16 protein-coding genes and 1 riboswitch are annotated in these 23,103 nt (G+C 29.2%); of the genes, 15 read left to right on the top strand and 1 reads right to left on the bottom strand.

What is annotated here, in order from left to right:
* The first annotated feature begins 2 nt into the window (after positions 1 to 2).
* The 5 genes from OW730_RS24095 to OW730_RS24075 all read left to right on the top strand — a co-directional run bounded on the left by OW730_RS24095 (position 3) and on the right by OW730_RS24075 (position 6,606).
* On the top strand, positions 3 to 767 hold the full coding sequence (locus OW730_RS24095; RefSeq protein ID WP_271226598.1) for an ABC transporter ATP-binding protein: 765 nt from the start codon (positions 3 to 5) through the stop codon (positions 765 to 767).
* A complete protein-coding gene (locus tag OW730_RS24090) occupies positions 757 to 2,748 on the top strand; it encodes an ABC transporter permease (RefSeq protein WP_271226597.1) in 1,992 nt (663 codons plus the stop codon). The genes OW730_RS24095 and OW730_RS24090 overlap by 11 nt, the downstream gene beginning before the upstream one ends.
* A gap of 519 nt (positions 2,749 to 3,267) precedes the next feature.
* Complete coding sequence (locus OW730_RS24085; RefSeq protein ID WP_271226596.1) at positions 3,268 to 4,794, top strand: helix-turn-helix transcriptional regulator; 1,527 nt, start codon at positions 3,268 to 3,270, stop codon at positions 4,792 to 4,794.
* 279 nt (positions 4,795 to 5,073) lie between these two features.
* On the top strand, positions 5,074 to 5,871 hold the full coding sequence (locus OW730_RS24080) for an MBL fold metallo-hydrolase (protein WP_271226595.1): 798 nt from the start codon (positions 5,074 to 5,076) through the stop codon (positions 5,869 to 5,871).
* A gap of 75 nt (positions 5,872 to 5,946) precedes the next feature.
* The gene (locus OW730_RS24075) at positions 5,947 to 6,606 is read left to right on the top strand and encodes a DUF6630 family protein (RefSeq protein ID WP_271226594.1); all 660 of its coding nucleotides are present in this window, start codon (positions 5,947 to 5,949) and stop codon (positions 6,604 to 6,606) included.
* 337 nt (positions 6,607 to 6,943) lie between these two features.
* On the opposite strand, the gene OW730_RS24070 is transcribed toward OW730_RS24075, so the two are convergent.
* The gene (locus tag OW730_RS24070) at positions 6,944 to 8,473 is read right to left on the bottom strand and encodes an FAD-dependent oxidoreductase (RefSeq protein WP_271226593.1); all 1,530 of its coding nucleotides are present in this window, start codon (positions 8,471 to 8,473) and stop codon (positions 6,944 to 6,946) included.
* Between the two features lie 188 nt (positions 8,474 to 8,661).
* Here OW730_RS24070 and OW730_RS24065 point away from each other — a divergent pair, with 188 nt between their 5' ends.
* The 10 genes from OW730_RS24065 (at position 8,662) to OW730_RS24020 (ending at position 23,053) form a co-directional block, all read left to right on the top strand.
* Positions 8,662 to 9,864, top strand: coding sequence for a DUF4932 domain-containing protein (locus OW730_RS24065; protein ID WP_271226592.1), 1,203 nt, complete (start codon positions 8,662 to 8,664; stop codon positions 9,862 to 9,864).
* Between the two features lie 142 nt (positions 9,865 to 10,006).
* Positions 10,007 to 10,978, top strand: a complete 972-nt coding sequence (locus OW730_RS24060) for a tocopherol cyclase family protein (RefSeq protein ID WP_271226591.1) — start codon at positions 10,007 to 10,009, stop codon at positions 10,976 to 10,978.
* Between the two features lie 124 nt (positions 10,979 to 11,102).
* Positions 11,103 to 11,183: riboswitch (ZMP/ZTP riboswitch) on the top strand.
* A gap of 175 nt (positions 11,184 to 11,358) precedes the next feature.
* Positions 11,359 to 13,605 carry a formate C-acetyltransferase gene (gene pflB / locus OW730_RS24055; protein WP_271229624.1) on the top strand — a complete coding sequence of 749 codons (2,247 nt, stop codon included), beginning with the start codon at positions 11,359 to 11,361 and terminating at the stop codon, positions 13,603 to 13,605.
* A gap of 224 nt (positions 13,606 to 13,829) precedes the next feature.
* On the top strand, positions 13,830 to 14,537 hold the full coding sequence (gene pflA, locus OW730_RS24050) for a pyruvate formate-lyase-activating protein (protein ID WP_271226590.1): 708 nt from the start codon (positions 13,830 to 13,832) through the stop codon (positions 14,535 to 14,537).
* A 146-nt stretch (positions 14,538 to 14,683) separates the two neighbouring features.
* Complete coding sequence (locus OW730_RS24045) at positions 14,684 to 15,253, top strand: hypothetical protein (protein ID WP_271226589.1); 570 nt, start codon at positions 14,684 to 14,686, stop codon at positions 15,251 to 15,253.
* Between the two features lie 69 nt (positions 15,254 to 15,322).
* Positions 15,323 to 16,255 (top strand): hypothetical protein, encoded by a 933-nt coding sequence (locus tag OW730_RS24040; RefSeq protein WP_271226588.1) that lies wholly within the window; start codon positions 15,323 to 15,325, stop codon positions 16,253 to 16,255.
* A 416-nt stretch (positions 16,256 to 16,671) separates the two neighbouring features.
* Entirely contained in the window at positions 16,672 to 17,859 is a 1,188-nt protein-coding gene (locus OW730_RS24035; protein WP_271226587.1) for an acetate/propionate family kinase, read from the top strand.
* A gap of 223 nt (positions 17,860 to 18,082) precedes the next feature.
* Positions 18,083 to 20,995: an EAL domain-containing protein gene (locus tag OW730_RS24030; RefSeq protein ID WP_271226586.1), complete on the top strand. Its 2,913-nt coding sequence runs from the start codon at positions 18,083 to 18,085 to the stop codon at positions 20,993 to 20,995.
* 152 nt (positions 20,996 to 21,147) lie between these two features.
* Positions 21,148 to 21,768 (top strand): TetR/AcrR family transcriptional regulator, encoded by a 621-nt coding sequence (locus OW730_RS24025; protein ID WP_271226585.1) that lies wholly within the window; start codon positions 21,148 to 21,150, stop codon positions 21,766 to 21,768.
* A gap of 22 nt (positions 21,769 to 21,790) precedes the next feature.
* The gene (locus tag OW730_RS24020) at positions 21,791 to 23,053 is read left to right on the top strand and encodes a cation:proton antiporter (RefSeq protein WP_271226584.1); all 1,263 of its coding nucleotides are present in this window, start codon (positions 21,791 to 21,793) and stop codon (positions 23,051 to 23,053) included.
* The last annotated feature ends 50 nt before the right edge of the window (positions 23,054 to 23,103 follow it).

The raw sequence follows: 23,103 nt of genomic DNA, 5'->3' as shown, positions 1-23,103 counted from the left end.
AATTGAATATTGTTAAAGCATTAAATATTAAAAAAGTATATGGGGAAAGTAAGAAACATGCTTCAACAGTTGCTTTAAATGGAATAGATTTTACGGTTAAAGAGGGGGATTTTACTGCTATAATGGGGCCTTCAGGAAGTGGGAAAACAACTTTGTTGAATATATTGGCAGGTTTTGATGAAGCTACAGCTGGTGAGGTTTGGGTTAAGGGGAGTAATTTATCTTCTAAGAGTTTAAAGGAATTAGCAGAGTTTAGAAGGAAAAACATTGGATTTGTATTTCAAAACTATAATTTATTAGATAGCTTAACAGTAAAAGAAAATATTATGCTGCCAATAATCTTAGAAAAAAAAGATATAAAATCAAATTTAAAAAAAGCAGAAGACTTGATGAAATTATTGAACATACATGAAATAGCAGATAAGTATCCCCATAAAATATCGGGAGGTGAACAACAGAGGACTGCTGTTGGGAGAGCTATAATTAATGATACTGCTATTCTATTGGCAGACGAGCCTACTGGGAATTTAGATTCAAAATCAGCAAGAGATGTTATGGAATGTCTAAAAAAGCTAAATAAAACAAGCAATACCACAATCGTACTAGTAACCCATGATCCTTATGCAGCAAGCTGCAGTAATAAAACAGTGTTTATAAAAGATGGAAAGATAGTAACTCAAGTATATAAAAAAGCTGATCAAAAGGAGTTTTTTGAAGATATTATTGATAACTTATCAGCTTTAGAGGTACGTGCATATGAACTTTAAAAGTATTATGTTAAAAGAAATAAGGAATAACATATCTAAATATGGAGTATATTTGCTATCTTGTACTTTCTCTATGGCTGTTTTTCTTATTTTTGCTACCTTAATTTTTAATAAAGATTTTAGTGATAAATTAAGTAATCAAATGGAAAGTGTTATTGTTATAGCCACAGTGATAACTGTTTTATTTTCAGTGATACTTGTTTCATATACTCATTTTCAGTTTTACAAGTACAGAACCAAATACTTTGGAGTATTATTATCAAATGGTTTTTTATTAGAGGATATATCAAAAATAATTATTTTTGAGAATATAGCAATATACTTTTTTTCACTAATTTTTTCCTTCGTTACTGGAGGGTTATTTTCAAGATTATTTTTTCTCATATCTGTAAAAACATTAGATTTAGAAAATATCCATTGGGATTTGAATTATAAGAGTTTTTTATGTACAAGTTTAGTGTTTATACCAATTATTTTATTTGCAACAGTTATTACTGTTATAAAAACTAAAAGAATGAATGTTATTCAATTAATGAAAAATGAAAGAAAATTCGAGCTCCAAAAATCAGGAAACTTATTTTGTGGAGTGATTGGGATTGGAATGATTATATTATCATTAATAGCGGTTTATGTGATTACTTGGAAAACTGAATATAATAAATATCTCACAATTGGAATCATTATAAATGTAATTTTATGTTTAATAGGACTATACTTTTTCGTTAGTAACTTTATTAAAATTTATTACTCTAGATCAAAGAAAAATGAAGTTGAATATTATAAAAATATTTTAAATATAAGTGAGTTTGGAAGAGGGTATAGGAAAAATAAAAAGGTATTATTTATATTATCAATATTGTGCATAGCTACTGTATTATTTTCTTCAATTACTTATACTTTGTATACTGAAGGAGAGAATGTAGTAGAGAAAGAACAGGTTTTTGATGTTTGTATTCCTAAAATTGAAGGGTTTGATTTAATTAGAGATCTGGACTTAGAGGAATTAACAAAAAGTCAGAAAACAGATATTATAAGTAAAGAAATTATTGAATGTGTTTATTTGTATGCACCTGATATGCTTACAGAAAGTTGGAGGAATAAAAAATGGGTGGGAGTTTTTTCAGTAGAAGAATTCAATAAGGTATTTAAAGCAGATTATAAAGTAGATTCTGGGGAAGCTAAACAGATTATATTTGAGAGTCTTTTAAATAGAAGCCAAAAATATTTTAATGAAAAAATATACTTGAAGAACGAATATGAACAGTATTCATTTACTAGCTTGAAGAAAGAATATTTTAAGGTTTTTGATAGATATTCTCTTCCACAAGGAATATTGATTTTATTAAATGATAATGATTATAAAAAAATTAAACAAGAAGCATTAGATATTGAAAAGGGAATCTTCTACTTGGTTGATTACGAGAATTGGCATGACACAGGGGATATATATAGGCAGATTGTAGATGAAATGTATTTAAACTCTCAAAAGATTCGTGACCAAAATGGAGAGTTATATAATACTATTATTAATAGATATGGCTATCATCCTTTTAATATGAGAAATAAATATTACTCTTATAAACATTGGATGAAGATTTCATCATTCTCGATATTTGTTATGAATTTTGTAAGTATGATGTTTTTAGTAACTATATTATTTATGATTTATTATAAAACCCTTGAAGATAAAGATGAAGATAAAATGAGAATTGAAAAACTTTCTGGAATTGGTATTACTGAAAATCAAATCAGAAAATATCTTAATAATAAGCTTAAATTTATTATGCTAGTACCTACAACCATAGGTAGTATTATTGGGCTGGCATGGTGCTATGTGTTGAATTTTAATAAGACATTAGAAATGGAATTGTCACAAATAGTTGTGTTAAGAAATTCTTTTGGATTTACAGGTGTTTTTATTTTCTTGATGATTGGTTATTATTTATTACTTAAGAGAAGGTACTATGAAGGAGTAAAATAAAAACATAATTGATAATTGATAATGTAAAACTTAATAAAACCATAATGTATAATTGATAATGTAGAATGGATAATGAAGGACATTTCTCTTCGAGAAATTTTAATTGTATTGTTCTGCGGACAAAGGAGATTTACTCATTTCATTTTGATGAAACATTGTAGTTTTAATACAATATTTTATATGAGATAAAATGAGTCAAAATTTATTGTCTTAAAGAATAATAAAATGTAGTTTCTACGAAAGTAGAAACATCCGTCATTATCCATTATCAATTATACATTATACATTTGCTTTTTATCTTTTGTAGCGAAAGAGATATTTCTTACGTGATTAGAATAATATAAAAGTTAACAATAAATTAACATTTTTTCATATGATTTCCTCCAAGTAATAATATTAAATGTGTTTAGTATTATACATATAATCAAAATAGAAATTTTATTACTAAATAATCATCAAAATTGTCGAGAATTAATTTATCATAAGGTATATAATGGATATATCTCCGGAGGTGAAATTATGGATTATATGATATTTTTGAAAGCTATGTTTGATTATATAGAAAATCGGGTGACCGAAGATGTGAAGGTAGAAGAGGTTGCAGAAGAAGCTGGGTTTTCATTATCGCACTTCAGAGCAGTTTTTAAAGAAGCAACTAATGAAAGTTTGGCTAAATATATTACAAACAGGAAGTTAAATCATGCTGCATTTCAATTAGTTAACACTGAAGAGAGTGTATCTAAAATTGCAATGGACTATTCTTTTAGTTCACATGATGTTTTTACACGTGCTTTCAGTAGGGCATTTGGTGAAACACCTTCAAATTTTAGAAAAAATAGACGAACTGTCAGTGGAACACTAATAGTACCAGGAGTATTCGGTCCTTCCGTTAAAGATATGGAGGATTTAATTATGAAAAATGAAATGAAAAAATCTGTGAATGATTGTATTTTATATGGAGTACCAAAGGTTAGTTACTTTGAAAGTTATGAAATTACACCATTTATATCATCATTAAAGGCATGCCTTAGATATTTGGGACAAGATATTAGTTATCCATATTTAATGGCAGCTTCAGGTGCTGCATTTAGGCTTATATGGAACCCAGAATGTTGGGATGGGGGAAATATTGATATTTTAGGAATGAGAAAAGATCCTTTAGAGCCATTAAAAAGAGCATTTAATGCTGCCGGCAGAGAGTTTAAGATGCTTCTTAAAAAAGAATCCTTTTTAATGGATTTGTGTGATAAATCTAAGAATTTAAATAAAGACATTAAAGTGGGAGAAAAAGAGAATTTTATTAAATTCATAAAGGATGAAATTGATCAGGGAAGGCCAGTTATTGGATTTGGCATTGTTGGACCACCAGAGGCATGTATTATTACTGGTTATAAAAATAATGGAGAAGAACTTGTAGGGTGGAACTTCTTTCAAGATATGCCAGAGTTTGCAGGAACAGTTGAAAAGGAATCTTGTGGATATTTTATTCGTAAGGGATGGTATGAAGATCCAATGACTGTAGGAGTTATGTCTATTGGAGATAAAAAGATAGATATATCTAAGGAAGAGATTATTAAGGAAATATTATATTACGCTTTAGATATAATGAATACTTCAAGAGTTAATGAACGTTTAGGAGGGAGTAAAGCATTTAATGCATGGGCTGAAGCTATAGATGATGATACTCAATTTCCTAATGATGCACCACTGCCATTATTAATGGAGAGACTTATGTGTCATACAGATGCAATGACCATGATAGGTGAAGGGCGTTGGTGTGCTGGAGCATTCTTAAAGGAAACTGCCTGTGAGGTGATTAACATTGAAATCGAACTAAAAGAAGCAAGTAAATTATTCTTTGAAGAGCATAGTATTGTACAGTCAATGGCAAAACTTCTTGGTGGATTTGGTATGGGGGAAAAACATGCAAGAGCTTTAGGTGAAATTGAAATTAGAAAACAATTAGTAGAGATGATACATAGGGCTAGTCAATTAGATATGGATGCTGGTAAGTGTATTAAAAAAGCTTTAGAAAAAATAGGATAAAAACATAATGTATAATTGATAATGTAGAATGGATAATGATGGACATTTCTCTACGAGAAATTTTAATTTGATTGTTACTTGGACAAAGGAGGTTTACTCGTTTCACTTACATGAAACATTGTAGTTTAAATACAATATTACATTCTAGGATAAAATGAGTTAAAACACCTTGATATAAAGAACAACAAGATGTAGTTTCTGGGTTGCCAGAAACATCCATCATTATCCATTATCAATTATACATTATACATTAAAATAAGTGTGAGGGGGACAATTAATATGTGTACAGATTGGTTAAAAATAAATGAAATAACTCATAATATTTATTTAATTGATGATAATGGAGATAATATTATGTATCTTATTATTGGAAGTGAAAAGGCATTGTTAATAGATACTGGTTGGGGTGTTGTTAACCTAAGAGAGGTTATTTCTAAAATAACTGATTTACCACTCATAGTAGTTAATACTCATGGGCACCCAGACCATGTTAGCGGAGGATTCCAATTCCCTAATATATATATTAAAGAGGAAGATATACCAATAATTGAAGGATGCTTTAGATTAGAAAATAGACAATGGGCTATTAATAATGTATTAAAAGGACCATATCCTGAAGGGTTTTCTTCTGAAAAATGGCTTCATTCAAAAGCGGGAAATATCATTGCTATAAAGAATGGGCATAAATTTAATCTAGGAAACAAGATTATTGAAGTTATAGAACTACCAGGGCATACACCTGGAGGCATAGGGCTTCTAGATAGGGAAGAGAGAGTATTATTTTCAGGGGATTCAATATTAAGAGGACATATATGGATGCATCTAGATCACTCAACGTCTCTAAGTACTTATTTATCAGGTTTAAAAAAACTTGAAAAAGATATAAATGCATTTGATACTATTTTACCTGCTCATGGAACTTCATTAAAATCAGAGGTATTAAGTAAATTAGTTTCAGATATAGAAGATATTTTGAGTGGTAATAAGAAAGGAACAACTCACCAAACTTTTTGTGGTGAAGGATTATTGTGCGAATTTGAGGATTATAGCATTTTATATGATGGTTCTAAATTATAGATAAAGAAGATTATATTATACTTAAAAGAATATTAGATGGATTAAAGAAAAGTTTATAAATAAAGGGGTATACAAATGAAAAATATTGCATTGACTATTGCCTGTGTTTTAATAGTACTTTTTTTAGTAAGTAATTTTAGGAAAAAAGATAATGTTTCAAAAAATAATATTGAAGTAGCTATATCAAATTTAGTAGAATTAATATTTGATGAAGATGTGGAGAACATAAAGGATTCAATTATTTCATGGTATAATAATCCTAAACTTTTTTTCAAAAATAATCCTGATATTTTTGAGGATTATTATTTAAAAGAAGATGAAGTTTTAGATGATGTAGATAATTCTTTAATAGTGTTGTTTTATTTTATGAATAAAAAAAATAAGGGATTTGCCCTTGATTGGAAACAAGAGAATGAAGATACAATATATTTTATTAATCAAATGTTGGAAGAAAAGAAGATAGAACATATAGAAATAGTTTCAGATGATTCTGGTATTAATGAGTCAGAAATGTCTTTGTTATCATCATATTTTGATTACAATGATAAAGCCTATTTAGATACGTATGAATTTATTTTAAAGTGTAATCAAGAGATTAATAAAGTAGATATATCAATATGTGAATTAGGGAGAGGTAATGATGAGTATGAGATTTTCCTTGTTGATAACAATAAGTTAAATCAAATAGAAATGATAAATCAATTATTAGGATTTTCAATTGCTCCGTTTAAATAATTGAAAATTATAGGATATTGTTAAATAGTATATTTAGGTCAATTAGCAGTATTATAAAAAAACATGTAACACAAAAAAAAGATTACTGTGCATTATGAAAAAGAAAGTTTTGTTATTGAATAATTACAAATAATGAATCAAAGGAACTCTTAAAAGTTCCTTCGATTCATTATTTATATCATCCATTATCTCTAATACAGACTGATTTAAAATACAATATTTTATCTGAGATAAAATGAGTGAAATGCTATTGTCCTAAAGAACAATAAAATGTAGTTTCTGCCTAAGCAGAAACATCCATCATTCTCCATTATCAATTCTCCATTATACATTTGTTTTAAGGCACATCAGTGCCATTTTTCACTTTTCTTTTAAAATACATAAGTGGCTCTAAAGCCGGTCCTTCAATAATTTCACCTTTAAAGTTGAATCTTGAGCCGTGACAAGGACAGTCCCAAGTGCGTTCTGAACAATTCCATGTGAGTTCACATCCAAGATGAGTACAAGTGATATCTACAAGGTGAAGGGTTCCTTCAGTATCTTTATAAGCTCCATACTTTTCCCCATCTATTTTTACAATTTTCCCTTCATCTCTGTTTAAGTTAAGATTTCCTGAACCAAGTTTTAATTTACCCTTTACCAGTTCTTTTGAAGTATCAAGATTCTCAATAATAAAGTTTTTAACTGATGCAGGGGTGATATGCCTTGAAGGGCAGAATAAGTCTTGATAGGGACTTGAACCTTTTACTATCATATCTCTAAGCATTATTGCAGCATTAGTTCCACCAGTCATTCCCCATTTACCAAAGCCTGTTGCTACATATATATTTTCAGATGAAGAACATAACTTTCCTATATAGGGAACTCTATCTATTGTTATATAATCTTGAGTAGACCATCTGTAGAGTTCCTTATCTACAGTAAAGAGGTCTTTGGCAAAATTATTTAAGGCATTATAATGGAATTCAGTTTCTTTACCTTCTCCTGTTTTATGGCTTTCTCCACCTATTAAAATCATTTGGTGTTCCTGATCGTTTTGACGTCGAAGAGATCTTTTAGGATCCTCAGCTGATATGAACATACCTCTTGGGAAATCATTTTTGGCAGAAACAGCAATAAGATATGAACGTTCAGGTCTAAGTCTAGTAAAGTATTTTGCTGAACCATCATAACATGGAAAATGAGAAGCTGAAATTACCTTAGTAGCCTTTATTTTAATTTTATCTTCTGTGGTTAATATTATTGGCGAACCTTCTTCTAAATCAACAATTCTTGTATCTTCATAAATAAGCCCACCAAGAGACACGAACTCTTCTGCTAAGGCAAGTAGATATTTTCTAGGATGAAATTGAGCTTGATCTCTAAATTCTATTGAGGCTTTTACAGGAAATGATAAAAGGAATGTTCCTTTAAAATGGGGATTTAGTCCTAGTTTATGACAAGCCTCAAGTTCTCTTTCAAATTTTGATATATAATTATCCTGAAGTGTATAAACATAAGAGGGCATAACTTCAAGATTACAGTTTATGTTATTATGCTCAACTTTATCTACTATGAATTCTAACGCTTTTTCATTAGCTTCTCCATATTGCTGGGCTTTTTCAACTCCGAAGGTTTTAATTAAATAATCATATATAAGATTATGCTGAGAGGTAATCTTCGCTGTAGTGTGTCCAGAAGCTCCTTTTATAATCTTATTACTTTCAAGGATTGCTACTTTAAAACCTTCTTTTATAAGAAGAAGGGCACTGGTGATACCTGCTATACCACCACCAACTATAGCTATATCTATGGTTAAATCTTCTTTTAGTGAAGGATATTTTGTTTCTTTTGTAGAGTCTATCCAATATGATCTTGTGAATTTCATTATAATCACTCCTTAACATATCTAGTTTCTGTTATTTAGGTTGTAATATTCGTAAATGATAAATAAACTTTGAAGGGAGCAAATGTTGTATAAAAGTATATTTTAAAGTAAAAGTTGACTAATAATCTATATTATGGTAATATATACTACATAAGGTGATTATATTAAATATTAAAGGGGATGAGTTAATGAAAAAAATCAGCATTATTCTTATTATGTGTTTATTATTAAGCTCGTGTAGTAGTAATTTGAATAATACTACTTCTACAGTGCCTAAAGAAAAAATAAATAAAACGGCATCAAAAGAAAAAATAAATAAATATGAGTTTGTTTTAGATGAGGTTGAAGGGGATATAAATTATAAGATTTATAGTAATAAACTGCTAGATACATATATTATAGCTGCTGCATTATCTTTAGATTTTAATAGTAAAGTATTACTTCCAGAAAATGAGTATTATTCTTTCTATAAAAAAACTAAAGAATATTTTGCTCCATATAAAGAGCATACATTTATGAGGCATTTTGACAAATATTTAAGGAATGACGATATTAATATTAATGTGGCAAAAATACTTTTAGATTATTCAAATGGTTCTGATTATGAGAGTTTATATAAATATGTGAATAATAATTCCGATTTAAAAAGAATTTTTTCTAATAAAGATGAAGTAGAAAAATTTATAAATGACTTTGAACAATTCTATATAGATACAAAGGCAGAAGAGTTCTTTGATAGTATTTCTCAAAGAGACTTAGTTATGAAAGAATATTATGATAATAACAAAGATAAAGCAAAAATGCTTGAGTTAATCAGTGAAATGGAAAGTTATATTGGAGTAGATAAGAATATTAAAAAAACAATCAATTATCATACAGTTGTTACTACTTGGAGACCTTATCTAGGGTCATATTTATATGAAGAAACAGAAGAGGGGATTAACCGATATAGTTTTGAATCTTTATTAAGGTATAATTCAAAAAGACTTGAGGAATATGATGTTTATGGATGTGCATCTAATTCTATTCGTGACTATTTACATATACTTCTTAATACTCCGGTATATAATAATATTGGTAACATAAATAAATATAATAAATTTTCTAACAAGGAAGAACTTACAAAATCTTCATTTTATGTAAATAAGTCATGGGACAAAATAACAGAAGCTTATTTTGTAAGAGCAATACAAGGAAGAATTTTCAAAAATGTAATTGGTGAAAACAAAGCAAACAGCTTTTTAGGAGGGGAGATTACGTTTGGGGGATTTCCTTACTTAAATGGTTTATATGTAAAGTTAGAAGCATATGAAAATAACAGAAGAAAGTATAAAAATATTGATAAATTTATTCCTGTTTTGATAAAAGAACTTTATAGTAATAGTAAATAAAAGTTATATAGTAATTAAGTAGCGGTTTTTGATAAAGAAACTGCTGCTTTATTTTTTTTAGTTTTATAGTTTATTGAATGATGGTGAATAAACTATGATTTTTTAGAGAGTATAATAAATAGTTTTGTTTAGGAGGCTATTTATGTTAAGAGAAGTTAGAAATCCTGATTTGTATCATGGGGCTAAGAAGAAGAGAAACTTTTTTGAAGGATGGTATTTTAAAGTTTGTGATAGGAATAATGATAATGTTTTTGCTTTTATACCTGGAATAGCTAAGGGAAGTAGTAATGATGAAGCACATTCATTTGTTCAGGTATTAGAAGGGAAATCAGCTTTTTATAGTTATATAAAATTTAATGAAAAGGATTTTAAGTTTAATAAAAATCATTTCCATGTAAATGTTAAGAATAATAGTTTTTCTTTAGAAGGTATCAAGGTGGAGTTAATACATAAAAAGAAAAGAATTAAGGGGTTTTTAAAATTTAAGAACATAAAAAAATGGCCTGATACTTTGATTAATCCAGGTAGCATGGGATTTTATAATTATCTTTGGTTTATGGAATGTTATAGTCAGGTTTGTGTTCAAGATGGAGAAATAGTAGGTGAATTGCAGGTAGGAGATGAAATAATAGATTTCAATGGAGGAAAGGTTTATGTTGAAAAGAATTGGGGAAAGTCTTTTCCAAAGTCATGGATATGGGTTCAATCTAATTCTTTTGAGGAAGATGATGTAGCATTTACATGTTCTATTGGAAGAGTACCTTTTCTACTAGGTAGTTTTAGTGGCTTTCTAGTTGGGTTATATATTAAAGATAAATTTTATTCTTTTACTACAATAAATAAGAGTACCATGGAAATAAGAAGAGGAGAAAGTGATGTGGAGATCGTTTTTAGAAGAAAAAATTTAGAATTAAAGGTAAAGACACAAAGTGAGAAGGATATGTTTATGTTATGTATGGGTCCAAAAGATGGTGAAATGATTCCTCTGGTTGAAGAGAATTTGAAAGGTGAAGTAGAACTTGAACTTCGTGATATTGAATCTTCACAGGTTATATATGGTGGAAAGGGAAAAAGCACAGGAATAGAATATGGAGGGGAGATGGTGAAAATATAAAAACGAACTATATCTTAAAAACTCAAAACAATATACGGTGCAATACGAAAGTGAAAAAAGATACTTGACACAATATTAAGAAATTGTTATTATAAAGCTATAAAATAAAACTTTAACGTATTGAAGTGAATCACATGACTGGCGGAAGTGGAGTTAACCACAGGGAGTGTGATTTTAATAAATGCCGACCGCCTGGGCGAAAATGTCCGGGTGGTTTTTTGTTGTTTTTTATTGGTAAATATAGAGATTCCATAGTGAAATTTAATTTATACTTGTATCAAAATCAGGATGGTTTAACGTGTTTTGTACATGTATAAATTAATTATTGAACTTGAATCTCTGTACCGGACTTTATAAAAAGTTTAGGAGGGGTTTTTATGTTGAGAAGAGAATGGGAAGGATTTAATAAAGGTAATTGGAACGAGGAAATAGATGTAAGAGACTTTATAGTGAAGAACTACACTCCATATGATGGAGATGACAGTTTCTTAGTTGAACCAACCAAAAAGACTAATAAGGTTTGGGAAAAAGCTCATGCGTTAATAATAAAAGAAATTAAAGAAGGAATAATTGATGTTGAGGTAAACACAGTTGCAGGAATTAATAACTTTGCACCAGGGTATATAGATAAAGAAAATGAAACTATCATTGGTCTTCAAACAGATGCGCCTTTAAAGAGAATCATTAATCCTTATGGGGGATATAGAATGGTTGAAAGTTCTTTAAAGGCATATGGGTTCGAGATAAACCCTGAGATACCTAAATATTTTAATGAATATAGAAAAACTCACAATCAAGGGGTATTTGATGCCTACACAAAAGAAACAAAATTAGCAAGAACTGTTGGACTTTTAACAGGGCTTCCAGATGCTTATGGTAGAGGAAGAATAATAGGTGATTATAGAAGAATAGCTCTTTACGGTATTGATTTCTTAATAGAGAAAAAGAAACAAGACTTTGCTGAAGCAGTAGGTGCTGCTAGTGAAGAGATAATTAGACATAGAGAAGAAATTTCAGAGCAAATAAGAGCTTTAAATGAAATAAAAGAAATGGCTGCAGCTTATGGAGTAGATATTTCTAAGCCAGCAGAAAATGCACAGGAAGCTGTTCAATTTTTATATTTTGGATACTTAGCTGGTGTTAAAGAAAATAACGGAGCTGCTATGTCTATTGGGAGAAACACAGCTTTCTTAGATTGCTTTATAGAAAGAGATCTTAAAAATGGAGTATTAACTGAAGAAGAGGCTCAAGGACTTATTGATCAATTTGTAATTAAGCTAAGATTAGTAAGACACTTAAGAACTCCAGAATATAATGACTTATTTGCTGGTGATCCTAACTGGATTACTGAGGTAATAGGTGGTATTGGGGTTAATGGCAAGCATCATGTAACTAAAACTTCTTATAGATTCTTACACACATTAACTAACTTAAGTCCAGCTCCAGAACCAAATATGACTGTGCTATGGTCAGAAAAATTACCAGAAAACTTTAAAAAATACTGTGCCTACATGTCTATTAAGACTGATGCAATACAATATGAGAATGATGATATAATGAGGCCAATTTATGGTGATGATTATGCAATTGCATGTTGTGTATCTGCAATGCAGGTTGGTAAGGAAATGCAGTTCTTCGGAGCAAGAACTAATCTTGCAAAAGCACTTCTATATGCTATTAATGGTGGTGTAGAAGAAATTAAAATTGATAAGGAAGGTAATAGAATTACTGTTATTCCTGGAATAGAAAAAATGGATGATCAAATTTTAGATTTTGATAAAGTTAAGAAGAGTTTCTGGAAAGTGATTGAGTATATTGCTGAGTTATATGTTAATACAATGAATACAATTCACTATATGCACGATAAGTATGCATATGAAGCAGGTCAAATGGCATTACATGATTCTGATATTCACAGATATATGGCATTTGGGATTGCGGGTATCTCTATCGTAGCTGATAGCTTAAGTGCCTTAAAGTATGCAAAAGTTAAACCAATAAGAAATGAAGAAGGGATTGCAATTGATTTTGAAATCCAAGGTGAGTTCCCTAAATACGGTAATGATGAGGATAGAGTTGATGATTTAGCAGTAATGGTTGTTAAGAAGTTTACTACTGAACTTAAGAAGCATAAAACATATAGAAATGCCGAACATACTTTATCAGCTTTAACAATTACATCTAATGTAGTGTATGGTAAAAAAACAGGAGCTACACCAGATGGAAGAAAGGCTGGTGAACCATTAGCACCAGGAGCTAATCCAATGCATGGAAGAGATGAAAATGGTGCCTTAGCTTCATTAAACTCTGTGGCTAAAATACCATATAGAGAATGGTGTCAAGATGGTATTTCTAATACATTCTCTATTGTACCTGAGGCATTAGGTAAGAGTGAAGAAGATAGAATAAACAACCTAGTGTTTATTTTGGATGGATATTTTGCACAAAGTGCATTCCATTTGAATGTTAATGTTTTAAATAGAGCAACATTAATGGATGCCATGGAAAATCCAGAAAAATATCCAAACTTAACTATTAGAGTTTCAGGATATGCTGTTAACTTCAATAGATTAACAAAATCGCAACAGCTTGAGGTAATCAGCAGAACATTCCATGAGACTATGTAATATTGTCTAAAGTATATAAAGTCTATAAGAATGTAGAAAGATTTATAAACAAGAAGAGTATTATAGTTGAGAATGGAAAATTGAAAATGGAAAACGAAGGATATTTCTCTTCGAGAAATTTAAGTTATTATAATAAAGATAAAAGAAGTATTAAAGAACAAGGAGTTACGATGAAATTGAGCTTGTGAATTCTTACAATATCAAGAAATAAAGGGGGGTGGCTTGTGAAAGGGAGAATTCATTCTATTGAGACATTAGGGCTTAATGATGGGCCAGGAATAAGATTTGTAGTGTTTTTTCAAGGGTGTAAATTGAGATGTGCTTACTGTCATAATCCAGATACGTGGAATTTAAATGAGGGAAAAGAGATAACTCCAGAGGAACTTTTACAGAAAGCACTAAGATTTAAGCCATATTTTGATAGGTCTGGAGGAGGAATTACTTGCTCTGGGGGAGACCCACTTTTACAACCTGATTTCTTGATAAAGTTTCTAAAGCTATGTAAAGAACACGGATTGCATACAGCAATAGACACAGCTGGTTTCGGATTGGGGAATTATGAAGAAATCTTAAAATATACTGATTTAGCTATCCTAGATGTTAAACATGTTAACAGAAAAGGATACAAAGAACTTGTTAAAGGGGATATTAACGAGTTTAAAAAGTTTGCTGAAGATTTGAAGAAATCTAATGTTAACTTATGGATTAGACATGTAGTTGTACCTGGGATAACTGATGGGGATAATCATATGAAACAGTTGAAAAGTTTAATCAGTGAGTTTGATAATGTGGAAAAAGTTGAATTGCTTCCTTATCACACTCTTGGTGTAAATAAATATGAGACTATGGGAATACCGTACAGACTACAAGGGGTTAAACCTATGTGCAGAGAGAAAATTAAGAAAATGGAAGATAGATTCGTAAGTGTGTAATGATTGTTTTTTTTTAGCCATCTCATTTGAGGTGGCTTTATTTGGTTGATATTGATAAAAAGTACATTAATTGATAAAATATGTATAAGTTGTTGGTATCAATAGATATTGAATAATTAAATTAAAATATTGAGAGGAATGACAAAATGAAATACAAACTTGTATATGATATCTTAACATTTTTTATTGGGTTGATGGCTTCAGGACATTTAATATATATAGGTATAAGGCAGATTAGAAGAAGCCCTTTTATTATGAGAGGATTTAGTTTAAAAGTAAGAACTGCCTTACTTGGAACGGTGATTTTTTCTATGGATGCAATAAAGTTTGAATTTCAAATGCTTTTTTCAATAATTGCTCTCTGTTTTATATTTTTATTTATTAAGTTTCTTCATATAGATAATAAAAAATATTATTTATTGAATATCTTTAATATTGAAAAAGAAGTACTTCAGGCTTTATTAGACGAGCACTTTGAGGAAAGTGAATATGAACTTGAAATAGAATCTGCATCAATATTTGATTCTCTTTATAATGAAGTTAGAATTAATAAATTAAATTCTATAAAAAACTTTAAGATTTTGAAAAGAGATATTGAGAAGCAAATAAGTAATTTTAAATATAAAGGATTTAGAATTATGGGATTTACGAATATATTATTTGGTGTTTTAATTTTTATTTTTATGATACATATATTTATTAAATTTCATATGTGATGATAATTTTTTATATAAATAAGGTAAATTAATATATAAATTTGTTCAAATATAGATAGGAGTCTTAGAATGAAGTTTGGTAGATTATTTGCATTATTGATTTTAAGTATATTAATAAGTTCATGTTCTAACAAAAATTATGTAGAGCAGCAAAATTCAATTGTAAGTGTGAGGAAAGAGGGACAAGTCGTTTTACAACAAGAAAATAAAGAGGAAGAAAAAACCACAAGTAAAAAGAAAGTAGAATATAAATTATTTACTGAGATAATAGAAGATATTAATAATGATGGAATAGATGATAATATTAAAATACTTGAATATAAAGGAGAATATACTGAAGATAATATAGATTTGAAGATATGTATTAATGAAACTGAGCAACTATTTCATATCAAAACATTAAATCTAAATTGTATTGATAAAGTAGAACTAATTAATTTAGCAGATGGTAAAAAATCTATAGGTTTATGGTTATTTCCTAGTTCGCTTTATTATGCAAATCTTTGGAGACATGATTATAGCTATGGACTTGTAGTTTTAAATTTTTCAGATAATCAAATATCCAAAATATTCGATTCAAATACATTACCTTATCAAGCAAAGGACAATTATGGAATTAAATATGTTGGGGATGGTTTTATAGAGTTTTATGATAAGGTCTCACAGGTTTATGCAAAATATAATGTTATTACTGATGAAAGTAAAAAAGATTTATATTATGATAGACTGAGTGAGTTAAAAGAGTATACAAGTATTGAAACTATGGAAAAACAAAATTTTTATAACATTGAAATTAAAGATATTGATTTAGATAAAATTGATGAAATTATCTGTTCTAAGTTTATACCAGGAGTATATCATAGACGTGTATTTGGAGAAATTGACTATATTTTTAATTTTAAAAATAATAAATATGTTGTTAAAAAACTAACACTTCGACATGATAAAAGATTAGAATTACCTGAAATAAAATTAAAAAAGTATGAGAGTAATATACAATAGATATTGAATATTAAAGATGTAGTATTGAGTTTTCAAAGCTAGTCATTAGTAATTGAAATAAAGCCATCTGATTTAGATGGTTTTATTTATTGTGAATTAATTCACAAAAGGAGAAGAATATCATATAACTTCATATAATTAATTGCAAAAAGAAGTACTTTGAAATGGACAATAAGGTATTGAAAAACTTTTAGAATATTGCGAATTATTTAAAACTACTTGAAATTCTAAGAGTTATTATATATCATATATCTTATAAGATATGAATTAAATATTATAGGACATACTATTTATTAAATGTGATATACAAAAAGAGAAAGTAATTGGGCGGTTATAGAAAGCTAGATAATTGATGTTATAACTTCTAAAATTGTCCAAACATTATGAACTAAATAATACATGGAAGGTGAAAAATTATGAAGGTACTAGTAATTAATTGTGGAAGTTCTTCTCTAAAGTATCAACTTATTAATATGGAAAATGAAAGTTGCTTAGCTCAAGGGTTAATTGAGAGAATTGGTATGGAAGGATCAGGATTAACTCAAAAAGTAGAAGGTAGAGAAAAATACATTGTAAAGCAAGACATGAAGGACCATAAAGATGCAATTAAATTAGTTCTTGAAACACTGGTAGATGAAACTAATGGAGTAATTAAAAGTACAGAGGAAATTTCAGCAGTAGGACACAGAGTTGTTCATGGTGGAGAATTCTATTCTAGCTCTGTAGTGATTGATGAAAAAGTAATAAAAGCATTAGAAGAGTGTTCAAAATTAGCACCTTTACACAATCCGCCAAACATAATAGGAATTAATTCATGTAAAGCACTTATGCCAAATACTCCAATGGTTGCAGTATTTGATACAGCTTTCCATCAGACAATGCCAGAACATTCATACATTTATCCGCTTCCATATGAATTATATGAGGAACACAAAATAAGAAAATATGGTTTCCATGGAACATCTCATAAATATGTTTCACAAGTAGCAGCAGAAATGATGGGTAAAGATATTAAAGATTTAAAAATCATCTCTTGTCATTTAGGAAATGGAGCAAGTATTTGTGCGATAGATGGTGGTAACTCTATTGATACAAGCATGGGATTCACACCACTTGCTGGACTAGCTATGGGAACTAGAGCAGGAGATATCGATCCTGCAATCGTAACGTACTTGATGCAGGAATTAGATTTATCTTCTGAGCAAGTAGCAGACTTAATGAACAAAAGATCAGGAGTACTTGGAGTTTCAGGTATAAGTAGTGATTTTAGAGATCTTAAGGCAGCAGCAGAAGGAAGTAGGAGAGCTCAATTATCATTAGATGTATTCCATTATAAGATTAAAAAATACATCGCTAGTTATGCAGGGGCTTTAGGTGGAGTTGATTGTATCATATTTACTGCTGGTATTGGAGAAAACTCTTCAGATGCTAGAGAACAAAGCTGTAAAGGTTTAGAGTTCTTAGGAGTTAAAATAGATAAAGAAAAGAATAATGTTGCTGGTAAAGTAGCGGAAATCAGTGCAGATGATTCGGCTGTAAAAGTATTTGCGATTCCAACAAATGAAGAGTTAATGATTGCAAGAGATACTAAGGAACTTTGTTAATAATTTTAGGATAAATTAATAAGAATTATTAAAAGCCACGATGTAATGTCGTGGTTTTTTTTACTTTAACATAGATGTCTTTAAAAAGAAGAATGGGAATGAAATTTGTCGAAAGAACTTGAAGAATATTCAAAAAAATTATAAAATAAAAGAGTATATGATTGGAATGCATGAAAATATATGGGGTATTCATTTTGTGTTAATAATTGAAGGGGGCCAATAGATGAAAAGGGTAAAAAATAATATTAATAAAAATGTAATCAACAAATTCAAATTAATATATTTACCTTTATTGATTACTATGTTAGCGATTTTAACTGTGAGTATTTCAAGCTTCTATATAAGTAAAAAGTTATTATTAGCACAAGAAAAACAAGATGTACGTAATCTAACAAAACAAGTAATAAGACAAATAGAGGGAAATCGAGAAGCTTTAGATGTAATAGATGAAAGGTTAGAAGATAAGATTAGAATAGCAGGTAAACTAGTCATTACTCAGGAAGAAAGATTAGATAATGATTATTTAAAACAATTAATGAAAGAGATACATGCAGATGAATTGAATTGGATGAATGAAATGGGGAAAATTTTATATTCAACTATTGAGAGTTATAAGGGTTGGTCTCATTCAGAGGGACATCCCATGTATGATTTTATACACAGTAAAGAGCAAGAGTTAATGGAGGATATAAGACCTAATGCAATTTCAGGGGTTCCTACTAAGTATGGAGCTATAAAGAATAAAAATGGATATGTTATACAAGTAGGAATTTTAGCAGAAAATATACAAAAGTTAACAGATGAATTTAGCTATCAAAATTTGATTGAAAGTTTGGTAAGTGAAGAGAATCTTGTTTTTGCAACTCTTCTTGACAAAAATATGAAAGTAATTGCAGATAGTGATAAAGAAGAGATTGATAGTACATACAATAAGCATCATGATGAAGGGGCAAAGAAAGCTTTATTAGGAAAAGAAAGCATTATTGAGTGCAACTATGAGAAGAAGGATGTTAAGGTATTAGAAATTTCGGTTCCTGTGTTGATAAATGAACAAAATACGGGAGCCTTAATCATAGGAGTTTCGTTGGAACATGTTTATACCTCTATCTATACTATTTTTATAACATCATCTACCATTGCCATTTTGATGTTTTTGGTACTTTTATGGGTACAAAATAAAAATGTGATTAGGCCTGTAGATCAATTAAACCAAAAGATTAATCAAATAGATTTAGAGAATAATATAGCATACAGACTGCCTTTAAATTATGCAGATACTTTTTCAGGATTAATTCTTTCAATGAATAATTTATTAGATAAAATTGATAGATATTTATGTGAATTAAAGGATAATCAACAGGAATTAGAAGCATCTAATGAAGAGATTGCAGCAGCATATGAGCAGTTAACTGCATCAGAAGAAGAACTAAGGGCTCAATACGATGAAATACAATGTTATACACAAAAACTAGAAAGCTTAAAACAAAAATATGAGATTGCTATTAAAGGAACTAACAGCGCTGTGTGGGAAGTAGATATAAGTGATGAAACTCTTTATTTTTCTCAAGAATTTAGAAATATTGTAGGAACAAGTATTGAAAAAAAAGGGAAACTTACTCAAGTATTAAATGAATTTTTGACAAAAGAAGATCATGAAAAGTTCATGAAAGAGTTTTTGGCATATAAGAATGGAGAAATAGAAGAAATATATGTACAAGTAAAAATTAAGGATTATAATGAACAGATTAAATGTATACTAGTTCGCGGAAAAGGGATTTATGATGAAAGTAAAAGCTTAAAGTATATTAGTGGTATTCTTTCAGATATAACAAAACTAAAGGAACAAGAAGCATATATAGAACACCTTGCGTATAATGATGCCTTAACTAATATACCAAACCGAGTAAGATTTTTTGATAAACTTGAAGAAGTAACCTCTCAAAATCAGTCAGGTGCAGTAATGCTATTAGATTTAGATAATTTTAAAGAGATTAATGATACCTTAGGACATATATATGGAGATTGTGTCTTAAAAAAAGTGGCTCAAGAACTTATGAGTATAAAAGAGGAAAATATATTTATATCAAGGTTTGGTGGAGATGAATTCCTTGTTTTAATGAACGGTGAAGAGGAGATCTTATCTATAGAAAAATATGCTAAGAAAATCATGCATATATTTAAAAATAAATTGATTATTGAAGGGGAAGAAATTTATATAAGTGCAAGTTTAGGGATTACTAGATATCCTGTTGATAGTAATAAAGTGAATCAATTAATTATGAATGCTGATATGGCAATGTATAACGTAAAGGGTGAAGGAAAAAACAACTATATGTTTTTTAATAAAGAAATGACAGAAAAATTAAAAAAGCAGATAGAGATTGAAAGAATATTAAGGGAAGCCATAAATGAAGATGGATTTAAATTGTTATATCAGCCCCAAGTTTGCACATATACTGGTAAAATTATAGGATTTGAAGCGCTTGTAAGAATTAAAGATCATTACATTTCACCAGCTGTATTTATTCAGGTAGCAGAAGAAAATGGCATGATCAATCAAATGGGAAGGTGGGTCACAAAACAAGCTATTAATCAAATTGCAATTTGGAAAGAGAAGGGGTTAAATATAAAACCGATTGCCATTAATTTTTCAGCAAAACAATTAAATGATAAGGAATATATTGAATTTTTAAAAAATGCTTTGAAGGAAAAAGCTGTAGATGCTAAGTATATTGAAATTGAGATTACGGAAAGTATCTTTTTAGATAAAAAGGAAGAAACCATAGTGTTTTTAAATGAATTAAAGGATTTAGGTATAAAAATTGCTTTAGATGATTTTGGGACAGGGTATTCTTCTCTTAGCTATCTAACATTTTTACCAGTGGATAAAATAAAGCTGGATAAATCTTTATGTGATAAGTTTTTAGAAATAGAAAATATTTCTGTAATGGATAATATTATTTCTCTAGCTCATAGTTTAAATTTAGAAGTACTAGCAGAAGGGGTAGAGGATATAGAGCAATATAAACGTTTAAAAGTAGCTGAATGTAATTATATTCAAGGGTATTTATTTAGTAAACCATTAGAAGCATTAGAAGCAGAAAAAATATATGAGGATAATTTTTTAGAAAGTTAATTAAACCCAAAACCACGATACATATATCGTGGTTTTTACTTTCCAAAATAAGTTATATAGTATTGAATTTAATAATATAAGGGAGTATAATACAATACAGACTGAGTGGTTTGTTTTTGTAATAATCCTTAATTAGGAAAGGAGATGAAAAAGTGAATAGAGAAGAAAAAAACAAAATTAGCAGGGAGAGTATTTTATTAGCAAGTTTAAAGGAGTTTGGGGAAAAAGATTATTCAACAGCTTCTATTAACAATATTTGTAAGAATAATAACATTTCAAAGGGGAAATTATTTCATTATTATAAAAATAAGGATGAGGTTTTTCTACTTTGCATAGAAAAACTTTTTATTGATTTAAGTAGTTATTTGGAAGAACATTTTCAGCTTACTCAATCAAACATAGAAGAAAATTTAAGGGGCTTTGTTCAAAAAAGGTTTGAATTTTTTAAAGAATATCCTCATTATGAACAGATATTTCTTACTGTTACATTTAATCCGCCTAAACATTTATTATATGAAATTGATACATTAAGACAACCTGTGAAGAAAATAAATAGACATTTTTGGAGTAAAATTTTGAATATGCTAGATTTAAAGACAAATATTATTTTAGAGGATACTATAGAAGTGATCATAGGTTTCGGGAAGTATTTACATATGAAAATGCAGCATGAAAATTTACTATCGGTAGATGAAACAGCATGCATGATAGAGAAGTATACAAAAGAATATGTAAATATGGTAAATATGCTTTTGTATGGAATAGTAAAATAAATTTTGGAGATGAAAAAGAGAAATGATAAAAGGGATAGTATTATTGATTGTTTTTATTGCTATTGCAATAATGGTAGGTAAGTTAGTAACAAAAGTTAAAATGCCAGCAATTTTGGGATGGCTTTTAACAGGAATGATGATAGGTCCCTATGCATTAGGGTGGTTAAGCAATGGTATGTTAAATAGTACATGGTTTCATGTTATTAGTAGCATATGTGAAATAACTGCAGGGCTATTTATTGGTACTGAATTGATTTGGAAAGAACTCAAAAAATCAGGAAAGCAAATTTTAACCATATGCTTTTCGGAAGCATTTGGTGCTTTTTTGATTGTTACAATAGCATTTGGAATTATATTTGCTGTTACTGATATTCCAATTTATTTAGCCTTTATTTTTGGAGCAATTGCTTTAGCAACAGCGCCAGCCCCATCTTTATCCATTATTAATGAGTATAAGGCAAAAGGGCCAGTGACCAGCACTCTGATTCCTTTAGCCATTTTAGATGATGTGATTGCATTGATTGTTTTCTTTATGGTAATAGGGGTAACTTCCAATGTTTTAGCTGGTGGAGGGCTGCCTCTTTACTATGCACCACTTATAATTGTATTATCAATTATTGTAGGGATTGTTATGGGGATTTTAGCCTCATTTATCCTTAAAAAAGAATGTGATAAAAAGAGTACTATTTTATTAGTCTTATTATGTGTGATTTTAACAACTGGAGTAGGTTTGTATATTAATGAGTATATCTTACCAAGTCCTATGATGAACTTAATGCTTGTAGGTGTAACTTTTTCAGCTACTTTTGCAAATATTATACCAATAGAAAGATTGGAGCAAATAAAAGAACATATAAATATTGTAATAATCTTAACAATGATTATTCTTATTATTAACCTAGGAGCACCACTAGATTTTCACTTGATTTTAGGGGCAGGGGTATTTACAGCAATTTATATAGTAGCTCGTGCCATTGGAAAATTAGGGGGCTCATATATAGGAGCAGTGATTTCTAAAGCACCTGTAACTGTTAAAAAGTATTTAGGGTTTACATTGCTGCCGCACTCAGGTGTATCTCTGATCTTTACAGGGATAGCAGTAAGTACACTTATGCAGCCTGCACCTGAATATGCTGCAATCATTCAAGGAACAATTGCAGCAGCGGCAGTTATCAATGAGGTAATAGCGGTGATATTAGCAAAACAAGGATTTAAACTTGCTGGGGAATTAGATGATAAAAAAGAGTTAGAGTTGAATACAGAGAGTGTAATACAAGGATTATAATTTAAAATTATAAAATAACCGGTGTATTGAGACCCACGATAAAAATATCG

It is taken from the genome of Oceanirhabdus sp. W0125-5 (assembly GCF_027938815.1).
Lineage (GTDB): Bacteria > Bacillota > Clostridia > Clostridiales > Clostridiaceae > Oceanirhabdus.
Note: the sequence above shows the minus strand (reverse complement) of the source record. Positions and strands in the feature narration are given on the sequence as shown.